This is a genomic window from Faecalicatena orotica, assembly GCF_003149245.1.
In the GTDB taxonomy this organism is placed as follows: Bacteria; Bacillota; Clostridia; order Lachnospirales; family Lachnospiraceae; genus Faecalicatena_A; species Faecalicatena_A orotica.
Genome location: NZ_QGDL01000007.1, coordinates 152,076 through 169,583, shown reverse-complemented (window position 1 = coordinate 169,583; position 17,508 = coordinate 152,076). Strand labels below are relative to the sequence as shown.

Here is a 17,508-nt window from a genome sequence, read left to right as displayed (position 1 = left end):
AGCCAGATTCTTTTTTTTAAGATTTTTTTGAGATTTATCTGCTATAATGTTTTTATTACAGGACGAGGGGGACTAATTATGCACATTTTGATCATAGAAGACGACAGAGAACTCTGCGATGCCCTTAAGCTTCAGCTAAAAGCCAGAAACCATTCTTCTGACTGCTGCCATAAGGGAAGTGATGCTTTATACCATGCCCTGAACGGCTCGTACGAACTGATCCTGCTGGACAGGATGCTGCCTGAGATTGACGGGCTGTCCATCCTGCGCGCCATACGCCAGAACCATATCACGGTCCCGGTAATCCTGACTACTGCGTTAGATACTGTAAACGACCGGATCGACGGGCTGGACTGCGGTGCCGATGATTATCTGGTCAAACCTTATGCGATTGAAGAACTGATGGCGCGAATCCGCGCTCTTTCCCGACGCCCGGCCATCCTTTCCGAGCATCAGGACCTTGCTTTTAGCGACCTTTCTTTTACACCGGATACCCGGATTCTGAAGTGCAACGGGCTGGAACTGCGGCTCTCCGGCCGGGCTGCCCTGCTGATGGAATACTTTTTACGCAATCCCGAAAAGACACTGACAAGGGAACAGATATTCCTGCGGATCTGGGGCGCGGATACTGCCGTAGAAGACGGGAATTTAGACACTTATATTTATTTCCTGAGAAAACATCTGAAGACATTGCACAGCGAGACGGTTATATCAACCATGCACGGCCTGGGCTACCGTCTGGAGGGACCACATGTTTCGTGAGTTTAAGAAAAACCTGATATTTTTATATACGTTAAGTACGGGCCTGATTCTGACCCTGATTGTTGTTCTTACGTTTCTTTTTTCACTGGTATCGCTGGAAAACAAACGGCAGTCGCTGTTTCAGAATCATCTGTTTACGCTGACTTCCAGACTGCAGACAGATAATACGGTTACCGATTCCTATCTGGCAGAAATGGAAACGCGAAATGAACTGATTATTTATATCGAAGAAAACGGGACCCCCCTGTTCTTCCCCGGTACATATGAAACCACCAAGAACCGGGATTTTCTGCTGGAGCAGGCTGGCAGACAGGCCGAAAAAGAAGGAATCTATGCGGATTCCCTGCCAGTCTCCTCAAACACGTTACAAAGCTCTGTCTTTCGTACAAAAGGACAGCACCATGATACATGGCTTGGCAATGTGCTGGTTATCCGCACAGATTCCAGTTATAAAAAGCTAATCCTCTTATCCGATGAAAGCGGGGAACATTTCCGCATCCTGATTATGGGGCTTTTGTTTCTGTTGGCAGACTGCATTGGAGTCTTCCTGCTCTATCTGGCCGGAAGGCGTTTTGTCCGCCGTGCCTCAGCACCCTTGGAGGAAAGTTATCAGAAACAGCAGGACTTTGTGTCAGCGGCCTCCCATGAATTACGCTCCCCGCTTGCCGTCATTCAGGCAAATGCTGCAGCCATTGCGGATGCCCCCCTAGAAATGCCACGGCTATTGTCCGTCATACAAAAAGAGTGTGACCGGGGCAGTTCCCTGGTTAAGAATCTTTTGCTTCTTGCAAATATGGATTCCAACCACCTGACAATACAGAAAGAAAACGTAGAAATTGACGAATTACTCCTGCATCTTCTGGAGCTGTATGAACCTGTCTTCCATGCAAAGAACAGCAGCCTGCTGCTCGAGCTCCCGGATATGGTCCTGCCCCGGATAAAAGCGGATCCGGCACTCTGCCTGCAGATCTTCACCATCCTGTTGGATAATGCGGCTGCTTACGGGCTTGAAAACAGCAGGTATCCGAAGATTTTACTAAAAGCAGAAACCTTGCAGGGCCATGTTTCTGTCTCCGTAGTTGATTACGGAGCCGGGGTACCGGAAGAAGAAAAAGGCCGCATTTTTGACCGCTTCTACCGTGGCGACAAGTCCCGGAGTAAGAAAGAGCACTTTGGACTGGGTCTCTCTATCGCTTCGGAACTTGCCAGGGTTCAGGGGGCCAGGCTGAAGGTGGAGGATACGGACGGGGGCGGGAGTACCTTTACCGTCGAATTTTATGTATGATATACTGCTTCGCCGTTTAGATATACTGTATTGACATTTTCAAGTGCAAGGATATCTTTCGACGCGTCTCCGTTTACAATCAGCAGGTCTGCGTACAGCCCTTCCTTCAGTTGTCCCACCTGGTCCTCCATGCCAAGGACCTTTGCGCCATTCATAGTTCCTGTCTGGATTGCCTCAAGAGGCGTAAGACCATATTCTGTCATATATGCAAGTTCCTTTGCGACAAATGAATCTGTCCGCCCGGCTGCCGTAATATTATCCGTCCCGGCGCCTACGAGCACCCCCATGTCATAATACTCTTTAAAATGATCTTTATACATATCGGCCGCCGCCTTGCAATAGTAATACTCTCTCGGTTTTTCTTCTATATTTTCGTACTTCTTTTCCAGATTCTCATAAATGACTGTATAGGGGAGGATCGTCGGGGTCCACGCAATTTTCTTACCGGCCATCTCCTGTATCTGTTCCCTCGTAACAAAAGTTGCATGTTCAATCGTATCAAACCCGGCCCTGATACACATACCAATGGAAGGCTGTGTCCCGGAGTGCACGGTTATCTTAGCCCCCAGCCTGTGGCATTCCCTGACCGCCGCATCCAGTTCTTCCTGACTGTACTCGCAGAGGTCTGACCGGTGGCTTGTCATGATTTTGATCCATTTGCTGCCATGCTTGATCCGGGTCCGGATTGCCCTTTGAAGTGCAGCAATACCGTCAGTCTCTTCCACGCCTTCTCCCAGTCCAAATGAGCTCCCGTGCCCTCCCGTAATGCACAGTGCGCTGCCGCAGTATTCCATCCTCGGAATTTTGAAAAATCCCATCCGGGATGCCTCTTTCATCGTCATGCACACCCCTTCCGGAGAACCCACGTCCCGAAGTGTTGTCACACCGCGTTTAAATGCATCCTGTGCATACTTTTGGGTAATATATGCCATCATGTAATCGTTCTGCATCTGGGGCGCCGGCCTGCACCCCCAATGCCCCAGATGTGCGTGTAAATCAATCAGCCCCGGAAGCAGCGTACTTCCCGGATATGATATGACTTCTTCTCCCGGATATGCTGTCTTTACTGCTGAACATGTTCCAATCTTCCCTATTCTCCCGCCCTCATCTATACGGACAGCGGAATCTTCTAAAACGGTTGCACCGTCGCCGGTCACAATTTTATCTGCTGCAATGATCATACAGAATCCCTCCTGTTTTGTTTCTCAGAATCAGATTTTTCCTTTTTTATACATCCAGAGAGCAAACGCAATTGTTCCGAATGTTCCGACGAGTGATGTCACATAGCTCGGGTTTGGGCCGAGGAAGCTGAATACGCCCTTCTTTACCATGAAACAGAATGAAATCCCGAGCAGTAATGCAACCGGTACGATCTTCGGCTTTGTCATGGCGAACTGTACGAATACGGCTCCGAAGAGTGCGGGCAGCAGATAGTTAAATGCATCCAGCACTCCCTGGGGGAGATAACTCATAATAACGCTGCTGAGGATTGCTCCGACTGCCAGTACGGGCACATTAACAAACACAGACGTACAAATGCCAAGTGTTGAAATGATGGAGCCTTCCGGCGTCCCCTGCTCTACCCCTGCTTCTTTCTGTGCCATAACCGCACAGGGCACACGCATATTCGATGTATTTCCTGCAACAACATTGATGTAAGTTCCCGCCGAACCTACAATCGGGAAATTGGAAATCGGTTCTACAAACCATACAACCCCGATCGCACTTGCGATGGAAAGCCATCCTGTCAGTACTGCCGCCCAGGGGATTTCGATCCCATATACAAGGGCAACAAGAATCGCAGGGATAAAGCAGAAAACAACACAGATATAGTTGCCTATTTTACCGCTTTTATGGATTCCTTTTAAGTAACTGTTCTGATAAATATCCTCTCTTACCTCTTCTGGTTTTAACATATTTTTACCCTTCCTTTCTATTCTACAAAAGTGCCGTGATAATCATTGCCGGGAAAATCGCGATTGTCAGGTTCCATTGTGAAAGCCATTTGATGTTTTTTGTTTTCGCAATGATGCACGCTGCTGCCATGATTGCTGCACCTAACAGACAGGATATTGTTGTCTTATCTATTGCCGTCAGGTAGGTTGCGTTGTTTGCGCCAAGCGCACCAAGCAGGGCTCCTGTTGAAATAACAGGTAATATGGACCTTCCAACTTTTTTTACAATTTTATTCTGGATCTTGTCCATCTTATCAGAAGCAAATGTTCCAAACAGTACCCAGGGAATAGAACCTAAAATCATAACAAGGAGTGCGGCCATGAATCCATTCTCCGTCATCTTATCGACACCGACCTGAATTCCCGTTGCTCCTGCACCAAACCCTGCCGCCATCAGCTCGAACATGGAATTTCCTACAAAGGACAGCCTCATGAATGCCACCGGCCCCCCCATGATTGCCATGACGGCAAACATTCCTGCGAGGCAGGCGATAGACGGTCCGATTGCCGTAATTGCACTTGTTTTGATCGCAGCCTTTAGCTGGCTTTGCTCCAGCCCTATCTCCTGTCCTGTTTTATAGGACTTCTTCCATGTCCTTCCGGCCAGAAACAATAAGAATAACACCGGCAGTCCGCATCCCAGCCACATAAGCGGGCTGTTCAATTGAGTTAAATCCATTGTCTTCATACTTTATTCCTCCTCTTTATCCTTTAATAGTTCTTCTTTTGCTTTTTCAATAAGTTCTGGTTTGTTAAATAAATCCATTCCTGTCATTGCCAGTGCCGTTGCCGCCCTGACTGCAATATCTGCACCGCGTTTTCCCCCACAGGCTTCTGCAAATGCTTCTGAGTGCGGGATTGCCGGGCTTCCAACTCCAATCATGATCTGGAAGGTCGGGATTCTGTGTGAAATATTCCCGACATCACTGGACCCAAGGCCTTCTGATGCATTTCTTACATCGATTTGTTCCCCCATATCCGCCATATTTTTTTCAGCCAGCTGAAGAAGTACTTCACTATTTTTCAAATTCATGTAAGAAATACCGATCTCCCGGATGTCCACCGTACACCCTGTAGAAAGTGCAGCGCCTCTGGCACAGTTTTTTACACGTTCTACCAGTTCCTCTAATTCCGCCTTCGTCTTCGCCCGGATTCCAAACTGCGCTTCCGTGAGGTCCGGAATCACGTTTGTCACTACACCGCCCTGTTTTATAATCCCGTGGATTCTTGTGTCTGGTTTTACGGTTACGCGCATCCCGTTTACATTGTTGAACATCTGTATCACGGCCTCGACAGCACTGATGCCTTTTTCCGGACAGGCTCCTGCATGGGCTGCCCGGCCGTGGAAGGTAAACGAATAAGCGCTGATTGCAAGCAGAATATCATTGATCACAGTCTTATTACCCGGATGGAACATCATGGCGCAGTCGATATCATCCATGACCCCCGCCTGGTAGAGGAGCTCTTTTCCGCCCCCGCTTCCTTCCTCTGAAGGTGTACCGAGCACAACGACATTCCCGTCATATTCCCCCATAGCTTCCGCAAGCCCTGCGCCTGCCATCACCGCAGAGGATGCGATAATATTATGGCCGCAGGAATGTCCGTTGGGAAGTGCATCGTATTCACAGAAAAATCCGACTGTCGGTCCCTGCCCTTTTCCTTTTCTCTCTGCACGAAACGCAGTCTCAAGCCCTGCCACACCCATCTCTACTGTAAACCCATGTTTCTCCAGAAAATCCTTCAATGCAGCACTTGCTTTGTATTCGTGAAATCCCAACTCCGGATTCTCAAAAATGTACTCACAAAGCTCCGTGATTTCCTCTCTGTTCCTCTCAATTACTTCCGTTATTTTCTCTTTCTTATACACGGCTCTGCCTCCTTTCCTCTTCTTCCCTGTAATATTCGGCAATCGGCAGGTGGTCTGCCGGAAGCCCCAGCCTTTTCAGTGCGGAATAAATGATAATCTGGTTCACCGAAAATAACGGCAGCTTTATCAAAGATTTCAATTCCTCTATAATAGGCCGCAGCTTGTAGGTGGGACTGTCGAAAAAGACTGCCTGTGCCCCCCTGAAATCTTCCTTTCTTGCCTTCTCGAGAATCAGGGCGCTGTCAACCTGGTCAATTCTCAGTCTGTCTTCACTAGGCTCGTCAAAAATATTAATAAGGTTTGTAACTTCAATATCATGGTTACGGAAGAATAATTGCTCCAGAAGCCCTAATTCCACGCCAAATGCCGAAACGATTGCGATCTGTCTGATTCCAAGTGTTTTGAAACACTTCTTTGTCTCCAGAGCAGGCACAATGACCGGACGGCCGCTTCGCTGTTCCAGTATATTTACAATTTCATAGCCCTTTATCGCACTTCCTGTGAGGCTGGGTACGATGATGATATCCGGGTCCTTGTCTATAAATTGATCCAATGCACCCGGGAGTGCGTCTAAGAACCCCATCAGACCATCGTAGGAGACTAGCTCCAACGGCGCATAAGCCATAACGATTTCCACATTATCCGGAAATCCGACAGCAAACTCTTCTTCCATCACCGAACTTTTCGTATTCCTGACATTGATCACTCCTACTACATACTTTTTCCCGCTCTTTTCCATATAGTTATTTTTCTCCTGTCTCAAGATATCTGTTGATTTCCTCCGGCTCCATCCCACTTAAACCGAAATATGCAGCGGTCCTCCCTAATTGGTAGAAGGGTGTCTCATTGAGTGACGATGCAATGGCAAGCAGGCCCTCACACAGCGGTGTTTCAATGCCATACTCTTTTGCCAGAGATAAAAGCAGGCTGTTCCCTGCATATGCATCTTCTGTAATATACCGGTGATGGACACTCGTCGGGCCTTCCAGCCCCCTGAATATTTCCAGCTCCGGGTGCCTGTCATATTCCATGAGGGCTTCTATCTGCCCGACAGCCCGGCCCATCTCATAGCCCATTTTTTCCATCACCAGTGCCTTTTCCTCTTCCACGCCACGGATAAGTGACGCAACGGAAGGACACAGGCCGTCTCTGTAGAGGCGGAAGTCCTCCATTGTCTCCATCTTGGTGATTCCCAGTATGCTTCCCGCAAGATGGATAGAAGTATTGGGGGAGTTTAATGCCGCTTCAAATACATTCTTCACGGGATGGCACGGGTAAACGTGATTCATTGCTTCGATAAACTTATCATTATCCCGTGCCGGGAATGCAGCCATCCCTTTTTCCTTGTATGGGAATGCACTGATCAGTTTTCCGTCCGGAAGCAAGCGGCACGGATAAATATTCCCCTGCATTTCCCCCACTAACACATCCTTGTCCCCTATCTTATTCTTCAGTATGACAGAGGCGCAGTTTCCGGCCGAGAAGCAGACAACTGTCCCGTCTTTCAGATAAGGAACCGCTAAATCCATAAACTCTTCCTGCCGCTGTGCCATAGCTCCGATCAGGATATATTCCGGGTTCTTCATTGCTTCCGCAATATCCGTCGTAATCGTATGTATAACCGCTTTTCCATTGGCCGCATTCCCGGTAACCTCTATGTATCCCCGTTCTTTTATCTCTTCAATTCCGGCCGCATGTTCTTTAACCTCAAACAAAGTGACATCATGTCCTTTGAGAGACAAATCGGCTGCCATCATAATTCCGGTTCCGCCGCCTCCCATTACAGTAATTCTTTTCATGAGCTTCCCTCCTTATATTGTCAGATCAATTTTCTTTAGACGTCTATACCAGCAGCTCATGAATCTTTGACATATCATCTACATTTTCAAGGTTCAGAACAAAGTCAATGATTTCCTCCGTCCGCTCTGGAGTCAGTGTAAAGGAAGCTTCTCTGCGGAATAAATCACAGAACTCATCTAATGTAAGCATATCCAGCGGATGTCCTTTATGCGTTCTCTGCGTCTTCTCATATACGGTGCCATCTTTCATTGTCATCGTGACTGATTTCTCCGGGTGGCTGCCACTCTGAAAGATATGGAAACATTCCAGCAGAGTATCTTCTTTATCCGGTCCTGCCTTTACTTTTTTGGCATATTCTATTAACTTAGGATCTTTAAACATCTCCGGTGTATACCAGTTCGGACCCGGCTTAGGATCCAGAAGCATCGCTGCAATAACGTAAGGAATACTGAACTGTGCCTCCATCAGGCTCTCAAATCCTTCCTCATAGAAATGCATGCGGTATTGTGTCGGAGGGTTTACCACGATTTCTGCAATATCATCTGCATGGATGTGGTTCTCTTTTACAAGCAAATCCACTAATTCGACAGGAGTCTGCACCCACATATTTGCAGGCCAGTGCTTCACGAGAATATCCATCATGTAGAACCTGTCATCCAGATTGCGGTCCAGCCATGTCCTGTCTACTGCTTTTGTAAGCTGCTCACAGTATGCATTGGGAATATCAAAGCAGTCCATCAGGTTTGCTACACCATTCTGGGCACACATTGCCGCAAGAATCCCGTTCTGTGCAGTAATTCCGTATTCATAGTGGTAAGCGTTGCTCATCGTTGCCTGCTGGAGGTTCGAAGGCATTTTCGCAAACAGGACGCTTGCACCAAAGGTCTGGTTCATCTCCTGTTTTGTTAATCCCATCAGCTTTGCCGCAGGCGTGGATGCCGCGAATATCTGCCAGTTGGCTATAGCCCATCCTTCATTGTGGTCGAAATCATCTGCCGGCTGTACTGCCATAGAAACCCTTTGGTAAACCTCAAGTGCAGCTACCACTGCCTCAAGGTAAGCTTTTCCGTCCTTTTTCAGCCCCTCGGCAACCGCCATCGCCGCCGGGATTGCCCCGGCATTCGGATGTCCGGCCCATGCGCAGTCTTCCCAGTCCAGCATGTCGGATAATGTTCCATTCGCAAATGCAGCACTGGCCATTGATAATTTATCACCGCCAAGCCAGACAGAAGCCTCTCCTCCCTTTCCTCCATTGGCAGCCTCTGCCACTTTTACGGCTGCGTCTGACAGTTCGATTGGTTTTGCTGCCAGCGCAACACCCAAAGTGTGCAGGGTCAGCATTTTGGCCCTTTCAATTACCTCGGCGGGAATATCCCCGAACTTCAAATCTACCGCATAATCAGCCAGCTTTTGTGTGTAATCTGTTGCATTCGCTGCAAAATACTTTCTTCCCATTTTTCCATTTCCTCCTCTTATGATAAATCAATTACTTTCCCTATATTCTGTTCTTCCGCCCGGCGGTAAATGATATCACCCACTGCTATATCAAGGGCACCCATCCCCATGTGTGTATACACAATGATCTCGTCATCGTTTTCTCTCCCCGCACATTTTCCTGCAGCCACTTCCCCAAGGTCTCCTGTTACGTTTTCCATGCTCAGGTTGTACGGTGCAAGATACGGTGCTTTAATAATCTGGTGGTAATCCGTATCCTTTGAGCCGAGGAACCATTTATCCGCCCTTCTGGAACATTCCGGATCAAGGTCGTTGAAGGAGTACAGGCCGGATACAAAGCAGCCTTTCTTCAGCCAGCCAAACATGACAACCGGTTTTCTCGCCGTTGTCACAAGCAGAACAATATCTGCCGGTCTGACGGCGTCTTCTGCATTCTCCCATGCTGTGATTTTTATCTGGCTTCCAAACTGTTCTTTTACATTCTCCAAAGCGGCCGGATTCCTGTCACATACACGTAATTCTTTTAACCCGGGGAAAGCATACAGAAAGCTTTTAATTCCCGCTATTCCTTCTGCCCCGCATCCGACTACAGCCAGTATCTCTGAAGACTTCTTCGCAAGATACTGTGCGGCAACGACTCCGTGCCCTCCCGCCGTACGCATCGTAGTAATCGCGGTCGCCTCGATAATTGCATATGGCTGGCCATTCTCTTCATGGCTCAGAATCAGAAGGTTCCCATAGGATGAGGGGATCCCCTCCTGTTGGTAGGTGTACATATTCACCCATTTCATCCCTACGATGTTTTTTTCTTTCAGATGTGCAGGCATTGCAATCAGCATGTTTGCATTTTCCTTCCCCATCCAGATCGGCTCTTTTACCGGATGGAATATCCGCCCGTTCCCCAGAGCCTGAAAGGTAGAGTCTACCGCCTCCAGAACGTCTTTAGGAGATACCAGGCTTTCTACTTCTGTTTTAGAAATCATTCTTACCTTAATTGGATAACTCATAACTTTTATTTCCTTTCTTTTTATTCTTATTAATCTATATAGCAATCTTTGTGCCAACTTTTCTCTTAACTTAATTTTTCCTTATAAATATGGCGTTTTTTTCTTTTAAATTGACAACTCATTTTTACGGATTTATAATCAGTATTATAAAATGATATTAATATCAAAGGTGGCTGATACTAATGAAGCAATATACCAGAAAAGAAAAGATTTATCAGGCAGTGCTGGAAGCGACTGCCCAGTTTTCCCCCAAAAACCCGGAGATGAATATAGAATCCCTGCATATTAGTTCTCTTTCAGAGAAAACTGGAATCAGTCCGAATAATATAAGTATGGAGCTTGGCCGCCTTTTTTCCGACGGACTTGTCATGCGTATCAAAGGCCGTCCGGTTATCTATTTTAGTATTTCAGTGTTAGAAGAACTGTTAGGCAGGCAGCTTCCTACATATGAATTCTCTTCAATGGACGCTTTCTGCGATTTTCTGGATCCCCCCTCCCCATTATCTGAAGGGCAGAATGGGGACAGCTGTCTCGATGCATCCGTGCTGTCTGATTTCGATTCTTTAGTCGGATGCAGAGGAAGTTTAAGCGCCCATATTGAACAGGCAAAAGCGGCTATTTTGTATCCTCCCCACGGACTCGATACACTGCTTACCGGGCCGACCGGAGTTGGTAAGAGCCATTTTGCGAATTCCATGTTCGATTTCGCAAAAAAAAGCGGACGTATCTCACCGTTCGCTACCCTGATTACTTATAATTGTGCCAGTTATGCGGAGAACCCGCAGCTCGTCATGTCGCAGTTGTTTGGTCATTCAAAAGGGGCATTTACCGGAGCCGATTCCGATAAACCGGGACTTGTCGAATTGGCTGATAAAAGCATTCTTTTCCTTGACGAAATCCACCGCCTGAACCCGGAAGGACAGGAAAAATTATTCCTGCTTATGGACAAGGGGATTTTCCGGCGGCTCGGAGAGACGACAAGGACAAGACATGCAGATGTCCTCCTGATCTGTGCCACGACTGAAAGCCCCCAGAGTGCGATGCTCAGTACCTTTCTCCGCAGGATTCCGGTGCAGATCAAGCTCCCCTCTCTGGCGGAACGCTCTGTCGCAGAACGCCTGCGGCTTGTTTTATTCTTTTTCTGGAGGGAGGCAGTCAATCTAAAGAAAGAAATACGGATAGACCGCAAGATTATCAGTACGTTTGTACATTATGACTGTCCAAATAACATCGGGCAGCTTTCTACTGATATATGCCTGACCTGCGCAAATGCCTATTATAAACACCTGCTGCAGCATAAAGAACATCTGGAAATTGAGTTTAGCAATCTGAACCAGAATATTGCACTCTCCCTCTTCACAGTCGGCGGGAGCAGTAAAATATTAGATACACTTCTTAGGGATATTCCGATTGTGATACGGTATAATTACACACTTCAGGATATATTGGATAAATATTTAGTGGCATAAAACAAGTCCGTAACTCCATACAAAATGGGCAGGTCCCCTCATTCATGAAGGGCCTGCCCGCTTTTTAGCTATGGCTGTACCTATTATCCGCAGTCTTTTATCTTTCTTTCAAATGTTTTATAAATTTCTCCTCCGGCATCGGCTTTGCATAATAATATCCCTGTATATAATGCACACCTGCGGAAGAAATCAGCTTTTGTTCCTCTTTATTTTCCACGCCCTCGGCAACTACCATCAGGTCATTCACCCGTGACATCTCTACAATCGATTTCAGCAGTGCATACTGCTTTTTATTTGTCAGTATCTGCTGTGTCAGTGAACGGTCGATTTTGACGATATTCACAGGAAGATTTGATAAATAGTTAAGGCTGCTGTAGCCTACCCCGAAATCATCCAGAGCGATATTAATCCCTTCCCGGCGCAGCCGTTCCAATGTATCAGCCGCACGGTCAATGGACTGGATCAGAACGCTCTCGGTGATCTCCAGCGTAATGCGCCGTGGATCAACATGGGATGCTTGGATCAGCTGCAGCAAGTGCTCTGCGCTGTTCCCAACCAGAAGCTGCTGCACAGACAGGTTGATACTCATGCGGTTAAGCCCCAGCGATTCACCATAGTCCCGCATAAAGGAGCAGGCGTGGGCCAGCACATAATCGCCAAGTTCTTCCACCAGTCCATTGCGTTCGGCAAGCGATATGACCTGAAATGCAGAAAAATAGCCACCCTTGCCGTCCCGAAGGCGGACAAGCGCCTCGGCTGCCTGATAACTGCCTGTTTCCAGATACATCAGCGGCTGATACCACACTTCCAATGTCCGCTGCTGGATTGCTATACGCAGCCGGTGTAAAATATCTGCCTCTGTACGCACCATATCGTCCAGTTCCGTATTATAGATCACAATATTTCTGCCTGACGTTTTAGAAAAGCTCATGGCCGACTGAATCCGTTCAAGCAGAACACCGGGCGTTCCCCCATATAACGGATACTGACAGACAACAAGGCGGATCTGCAGGGGGATAGACAAATTTCCCGCCATGACAGGGCGTGTCAGTGTCTCATGGAGATGTTCCGCAAAAGAGTCCGTTTTCTCCTTGGAAAGTGAAACTCCCAGAAAGACATCACCGTTAATACGATACAGGTATGAACCAAAAGTCCTTGACATGCGCCTCAGTACTTCATGCAAAATGTCATCACCCACATCCGCACTGAATAGTTCGTTATACTGGCTGAAATTACAGATATCAATACAGAAAAGACTGAACGATCTCTTAGGATCATAGGAAATCAGCATATCTGTATCCCTGAAATATTTCGACCGGTTGCCGACGTTGAACACCGGATCAAAGTAAGCCAGCTGTTCCACCTGTTTGTGGTAACGGTTAAAGGTCTTGGACAGTTCCATCATATCGAGGTCTGTGTACTCGTCAAATATGACATCGTCTTTCCCCTCAATGAGCTGCTCGCATTTTTCAGTCATCATCCGTATAGGGGATTCCTTTCTTATCTCGTCATAATAGGCATGAAACAGTGCTTCCATTTCTATCCCCGCCCGTCCTTTTCCTGCCTGGCAGGACGCATATTGATAACGGGCCAGAAGGAAGTTCTTCTCAGCCCCGATACGGACCTTCAGCAGGAGTTCCAGAGACAGTCCTTTTGCAAATTCTTCCTGCTCTGTCCCGCTCATTTCATCACGGACAGCAAGAATGAAATTTCCTGAACCCAGATATCCTGCCAGATACGGGCTGCGGATATACTCATCCAGACGTCCGGGAATGCTTTTTAGAAAAGCAGACTCTTCTTTCGTTCCGATCAGTCTGGCTGCCTGGCTGTAACCTTCTATGGAAAAATAAAACAGTATGACAGGAATGCGTCCGCCAGAAAGCCATCTGTCCAGCTCCTTAGTGAATCCTTTCTGATTATAAAGTCCCGTAGCTTCATCCATTAATTTGAGTCTTTTCAGGATGCGTTCCCTGTCAAAATGCCGGTAAACCAGATAAGCCAGCACCATCAGGAGACCTGTAAGCACCGCACATACCGCCGCAAGGCCTCTCTTCTGCACCGGGCTCATCCAGCCGGTGGCAGGCTGTATGCTGAGATTCCATTGGCTGGGCAGATAGAAGGTAATCTTTTCTGCCTCTGAAAAATCGACATGATCCCCTGTACTTGCAATGACTTCCTTGGCACCTTTCTGCGGTTCTACCCTCCAGAGTTCATAATCATATCCCTGGGCGGATAAGCTGTCCAGAGCCAGCTTTTCCTGTACATAATCCCAATTCAGAGCTACGACAGCCTCCCCCTTATAAGCCCCGTTATCCAGAAAAGGCTGCAGGAACAGAAACACTTTTTGCTGTTCTGAACCAATCTCCAGCGCACTTGGCCCTTCAACAACCAGCTCTCCGACTACTTTAGCAAGTGTATAGGCGTAGGAAAAATCCTTCAGGTCCCGCCCGACCAATTCAGCACACTCCTCTTCCGGCAGCGCACTTACAAGGGTATCTCCCTCAAAAAGGCCGACAAAGCACACCTCTTCCCGCTTTAAAAGTGGTTCCGACGCAAGATTGAACCATTCCGTTTCTTTGCTACCTGACACAAGGGCCATTTGTGCCAGGGAGTCCGCCTCATTCATGGTTCCCTGCAGCTGCAATATAATCTTGTCATTATAATGATATAAAATATTCTCGGCTTCCCTTTGCCGTATACTGATCATTTCGCTGCGCAGATACATTCCTAGTACTGTGACCACGGCAAAAATAAACAACAGCACACCGGCAAAAGAAAAAATCCGCCTTCTGCTATACTTCTTCATCCTAATCCTCAATTCTGGTGAATATGATAGTATCCCTTACCATTTTGCTTCACATGGTAGAGAGCCTCATCTGCTTCGAAAATCATACGTTCCAGCTCTATCCCCGGCTGGTATACCGACACACCTATACTGCACTGTACCGGAATATTCTGACCTCCGGACGGAATTTTAGACTGGAGACGCAGAATCAGCCCGTCGAGTACGTCGCGCAATTCTTTTTCATCATCCAGACTGGTCAGAAGCATGACAAACTCATCCCCGCCATAGCGCCCTACCACACCGTCATACTTCTTCTCGTACTCCCTGAGAATGTATCCCACACTTTTCAGCGCGATATCACCGCCGTCATGCCCACATGTATCATTGATGTATTTCAGGTTATCCATATCCACAAAAAACAGGGCTTTTACCAGCTTCGGATCTGCATTTTTCAATTGCGCTTCCGCTTTATTGAGAAACACGGTACGCGTAACCACGCCGGTCAGGCTGTCTGAGAGGCCGTCACTGGTCAGGCGGAGAATTTCATTAAAATCAACATTTTCGGGCCGTTCATTCTGATAAACCCTTTTTTCCAGTTCTTCCATCGACTGCACCAGCATTATTACAACCTGCATCTGTTTCTCTATATAGCGCTTCAGGAACAGCAGCAGAATGATACAGGCAAATACCGCCAGGCATACTACAAACAGCAGGGAGGGTATTATTTGAAAAAATACATCGCCAAAGCTGACTGAGCATAAGATGTCCCAGTTTGTGTTGTCTACACGCTGATAAGCCGTATAACAGAGGTCCCCGTCATGGATGCTCCAGTACCCGCCGGTCTGTGCGGCAAGCAGTTTCTCTTCCAGTTTATCTGATGTTGTGCCCAGCAGTTTATCGTCCCGAAGTGCCTCCATTACCGGGTCACCGTAAGACAGGTCCGTGGTAGCGGACATAACCTGTCCCTGAGATCCTAACAGAGTCGCATTGGCATTCACTTTTCCTGCCGACTCTTCCAATATCTGCACAATTTCATCAAAATAAATGGCAGAAAAGAGGGCGCCTGTTATATTTCCATCCTTATCAATCAAGGGAACTGCCACCGTATAGTTCAGAGTCTCGCCGTCCGCACCTGCCGCAAAACTGTCTGTAACCTGCCGCTGCCCCGTGGAAAACAGGCGCTGCATATAGTCTCTGCTTGCAAGGCTGGCCGGTTCAGCCCCATCAGAATAAACCAGAATATCCTCATCTACATAACACATCATCATAAAACCAAAATAGGGGCTCATCTGATCCAGTCTCTTCACTTTAACGATAGGCTCTGTCTCAGAATCATTAAAATCCGGAAAACTTGCAAGAGCTTCTAACAGGTCGACTGCACCGGTAACTCTCTGTGATATTTGTGCCTGAGCACTGCTTAATGCGGCTTTTGCGTCTGACTTCATACGGCCGGCAGAAAGTATAGCTCCCCCCGCCATGATGAAAACCATAACCAATACACAAAATATTACATTATAACGTATAATTGGGAAAAACGATACCTCCCACTGGCCACCTTTGCCATTATTTTTCTTTCGTTTCATTTCTTATACCGGATCCCCTTTCACCCTACTTCCATAACGAGCTTCCATCATAAACTTCCATCGCAGCCTCATAGTATCCCAGTCTTTTACATTCCTGAATAACTAAGCTGCGGATGTCCTCAAACAGCAGATATGCCTTCCCTGGAAAAACTTCCTGCCTGCCTTCGCTAAGTGTATCCAGTGCTTCCACACATTGCTCGTGAATTCTCGTGTTAACAGGCGTTTTATTCGTATCAAGCAGGGCCGGAATACTGCGTCCGATCCTGAAGTTCCTCTGCAGCAGTTTATAGATTGCCTGAAATGCATTGATTCTCAGATGCTCTGTTATGAAATCCAGCAATATGGCAGGAGTACGCTCATACAGGTATTCTTCATTCCACAACTGGTCCATTTTTTCTTTTACTTTTGTTATTTCTTCCTGCCTGATATTCGGAACCGCGCAGGCTGCCGCCCCCTCAATGGTTAAGACAAGCAATTCCAGACTGTCCAGATAGCGCCGGACATGGTAAGCAATTAAATCTGCCGGAATCTGGATCTTCCTCAGTTCAGCCAGATCCATCTCCACGTAGATTCCATTGCCGCGGACCGTTTTTACAATTCCCCATTCCTGCATCAGCTGTATTGCCTTTGAGGTTGTATCCACACTGACATTATAAATTTTCTGCAATTCCAGATGGGAGGGCAGTTTATCCCCCGGCAGGTAACGCCCCATTGCAATCAGGCTGAGCAGATCCATGTACACTGCCGAATACCTCAATTCGGCGCCCGCCAGAGGTTTTTCCAGATCTTCCCTTCCGAAAATAACAGCGGAATCGGCCGGAACACGAAATGCGGGCTGTTTTGCATATGTAAGTCCGTACAGTTCAGACAGGTCGTCAAAATAAGCACTTTCCGATGGATCCCCCCGCTCTATGATCTGCAAAAAAGCATCCAGCTGTTCATAAAGCCGGCTCCTGATTTCAGCCGTGTCTTTCATCGGTTTCAGGTCTTCAAGCCCCAGACTGTCTACCGTGCTCAGACTCAGATTATTTTCATTGCGTGCTATAAAAAATCTTAAAAATCGTTTCGTCTGTACCCAGAACTCTTCCCCGTTTTCTACATCTAAATTTTCCAGAATCCTGCGGGGTATTTTCAGGTCCTCCTGCTCACACAGCGCAATCCCGTTTTTTATCACCGGGTAACACAGCAGCACACCGGTCTGCAGGAGGTCGTTTGTAATCGTTGTGTCGATTTTCTTCATCGCAAGCTTTGTTACCTGATGTTCATGGGCATGTCCCCTGCTCACAACGGGCCTCTTTCTCTGCTGTGTCTGAATCAGGCCCTCTTCCTCCAGCTTTGCAAGTGCATGCCGGATTGTTTTCTCCGAAGTTTGAAATTCCCTGCTCAGGACCTGCCGTGACGGAAGGCTCGAACCTGCCGGCAATAAGCCACACTCAATTTTATTTTTCAATATCTGGAAAACCCGCTCATATTTCATGCTATCGTAATTCAAAATGATACTCACCTTTCCTATTCTTCCACATTATATGTGTCAAATGAT

Annotated in this window: 14 protein-coding genes; 3 read left to right on the top strand and 11 right to left on the bottom strand. The window is 47.4% G+C overall.

Annotated features, from left to right (window positions below):
- The first annotated feature begins 78 nt into the window (after positions 1 to 78).
- Positions 79 to 762 carry a response regulator transcription factor gene (locus tag A8806_RS12525; protein WP_109731542.1) on the top strand — a complete coding sequence of 228 codons (684 nt, stop codon included), beginning with the start codon at positions 79 to 81 and terminating at the stop codon, positions 760 to 762.
- Entirely contained in the window at positions 752 to 2,047 is a 1,296-nt protein-coding gene (locus A8806_RS12520) for a sensor histidine kinase (RefSeq protein WP_109731541.1), read from the top strand. Before A8806_RS12525 ends, A8806_RS12520 begins: the two co-directional genes overlap by 11 nt.
- On the opposite strand, the gene A8806_RS12515 is transcribed toward A8806_RS12520, so the two are convergent.
- From A8806_RS12515 to A8806_RS12480, 8 genes are read right to left on the bottom strand one after another with little or no spacing between them, the layout of a single operon-like run.
- Entirely contained in the window at positions 2,038 to 3,228 is a 1,191-nt protein-coding gene (locus A8806_RS12515; RefSeq protein WP_109731540.1) for an amidohydrolase family protein, read from the bottom strand. The genes A8806_RS12520 and A8806_RS12515 overlap by 10 nt on opposite strands.
- A 30-nt stretch (positions 3,229 to 3,258) precedes the next feature.
- Entirely contained in the window at positions 3,259 to 3,963 is a 705-nt protein-coding gene (locus A8806_RS12510) for a hypothetical protein (RefSeq protein WP_109731539.1), read from the bottom strand.
- 22 nt (positions 3,964 to 3,985) lie between these two features.
- Entirely contained in the window at positions 3,986 to 4,690 is a 705-nt protein-coding gene (locus tag A8806_RS12505; protein ID WP_109731538.1) for a DUF5058 family protein, read from the bottom strand.
- 3 nt (positions 4,691 to 4,693) lie between these two features.
- On the bottom strand, positions 4,694 to 5,869 hold the full coding sequence (locus tag A8806_RS12500) for a M20 family metallopeptidase (protein WP_181368698.1): 1,176 nt from the start codon (positions 5,867 to 5,869) through the stop codon (positions 4,694 to 4,696).
- A complete protein-coding gene (locus A8806_RS12495) occupies positions 5,862 to 6,608 on the bottom strand; it encodes a hypothetical protein (RefSeq protein WP_109731536.1) in 747 nt (248 codons plus the stop codon). Before A8806_RS12495 ends, A8806_RS12500 begins: the two co-directional genes overlap by 8 nt.
- Positions 6,609 to 6,612: 4 nt before the next feature.
- A complete protein-coding gene (locus tag A8806_RS12490; RefSeq protein ID WP_109731535.1) occupies positions 6,613 to 7,668 on the bottom strand; it encodes an NAD/NADP octopine/nopaline dehydrogenase family protein in 1,056 nt (351 codons plus the stop codon).
- Between the two features lie 43 nt (positions 7,669 to 7,711).
- On the bottom strand, positions 7,712 to 9,124 hold the full coding sequence (locus A8806_RS12485; RefSeq protein WP_109731534.1) for an MmgE/PrpD family protein: 1,413 nt from the start codon (positions 9,122 to 9,124) through the stop codon (positions 7,712 to 7,714).
- Between the two features lie 17 nt (positions 9,125 to 9,141).
- Complete coding sequence (locus tag A8806_RS12480) at positions 9,142 to 10,131, bottom strand: ornithine cyclodeaminase family protein (RefSeq protein ID WP_109731533.1); 990 nt, start codon at positions 10,129 to 10,131, stop codon at positions 9,142 to 9,144.
- Between the two features lie 182 nt (positions 10,132 to 10,313).
- Between A8806_RS12480 and A8806_RS12475 the strand changes: the two genes are divergently transcribed.
- Positions 10,314 to 11,600, top strand: a complete 1,287-nt coding sequence (locus tag A8806_RS12475; protein ID WP_109731532.1) for a sigma 54-interacting transcriptional regulator — start codon at positions 10,314 to 10,316, stop codon at positions 11,598 to 11,600.
- A 97-nt stretch (positions 11,601 to 11,697) separates the two neighbouring features.
- Here the strand turns inward: A8806_RS12475 and A8806_RS12470 are convergent, their stop codons facing one another.
- The 3 genes from A8806_RS12470 to A8806_RS12460 are packed head-to-tail and all read right to left on the bottom strand — an operon-like array spanning position 11,698 to position 17,460.
- Positions 11,698 to 14,406: a bifunctional diguanylate cyclase/phosphodiesterase gene (locus A8806_RS12470; RefSeq protein ID WP_109731531.1), complete on the bottom strand. Its 2,709-nt coding sequence runs from the start codon at positions 14,404 to 14,406 to the stop codon at positions 11,698 to 11,700.
- Positions 14,407 to 14,414: 8 nt separating this feature from the next.
- Positions 14,415 to 15,968, bottom strand: a complete 1,554-nt coding sequence (locus A8806_RS12465; RefSeq protein ID WP_109731530.1) for a sensor domain-containing diguanylate cyclase — start codon at positions 15,966 to 15,968, stop codon at positions 14,415 to 14,417.
- 25 nt (positions 15,969 to 15,993) lie between these two features.
- On the bottom strand, positions 15,994 to 17,460 hold the full coding sequence (locus A8806_RS12460; RefSeq protein ID WP_330405333.1) for a GntR family transcriptional regulator: 1,467 nt from the start codon (positions 17,458 to 17,460) through the stop codon (positions 15,994 to 15,996).
- Between the last annotated feature and the right edge of the window lie 48 nt (positions 17,461 to 17,508).

What these genes read in the sequence shown, in the direction of transcription:
- A8806_RS12495 (WP_109731536.1), bottom strand. Translation starts at nt 6,608, where the DNA reads ATGGAAAAGAGCGGGAAAAAGTATGTAGTAGGAGTGATCAATGTCAGG.
- A8806_RS12515 (WP_109731540.1), bottom strand. Translation starts at nt 3,228, where the DNA reads ATGATCATTGCAGCAGATAAAATTGTGACCGGCGACGGTGCAACCGTT.
- A8806_RS12520 (WP_109731541.1), top strand. Translation starts at nt 752, where the DNA reads ATGTTTCGTGAGTTTAAGAAAAACCTGATATTTTTATATACGTTAAGT.
- A8806_RS12475 (WP_109731532.1), top strand. Translation starts at nt 10,314, where the DNA reads ATGAAGCAATATACCAGAAAAGAAAAGATTTATCAGGCAGTGCTGGAA.
- A8806_RS12480 (WP_109731533.1), bottom strand. Translation starts at nt 10,131, where the DNA reads ATGAGTTATCCAATTAAGGTAAGAATGATTTCTAAAACAGAAGTAGAA.
- A8806_RS12490 (WP_109731535.1), bottom strand. Translation starts at nt 7,668, where the DNA reads ATGAAAAGAATTACTGTAATGGGAGGCGGCGGAACCGGAATTATGATG.
- A8806_RS12525 (WP_109731542.1), top strand. Translation starts at nt 79, where the DNA reads ATGCACATTTTGATCATAGAAGACGACAGAGAACTCTGCGATGCCCTT.
- A8806_RS12485 (WP_109731534.1), bottom strand. Translation starts at nt 9,124, where the DNA reads ATGGGAAGAAAGTATTTTGCAGCGAATGCAACAGATTACACACAAAAG.
- A8806_RS12505 (WP_109731538.1), bottom strand. Translation starts at nt 4,690, where the DNA reads ATGAAGACAATGGATTTAACTCAATTGAACAGCCCGCTTATGTGGCTG.
- A8806_RS12470 (WP_109731531.1), bottom strand. Translation starts at nt 14,406, where the DNA reads ATGAAGAAGTATAGCAGAAGGCGGATTTTTTCTTTTGCCGGTGTGCTG.
- A8806_RS12465 (WP_109731530.1), bottom strand. Translation starts at nt 15,968, where the DNA reads ATGAAACGAAAGAAAAATAATGGCAAAGGTGGCCAGTGGGAGGTATCG.
- A8806_RS12510 (WP_109731539.1), bottom strand. Translation starts at nt 3,963, where the DNA reads ATGTTAAAACCAGAAGAGGTAAGAGAGGATATTTATCAGAACAGTTAC.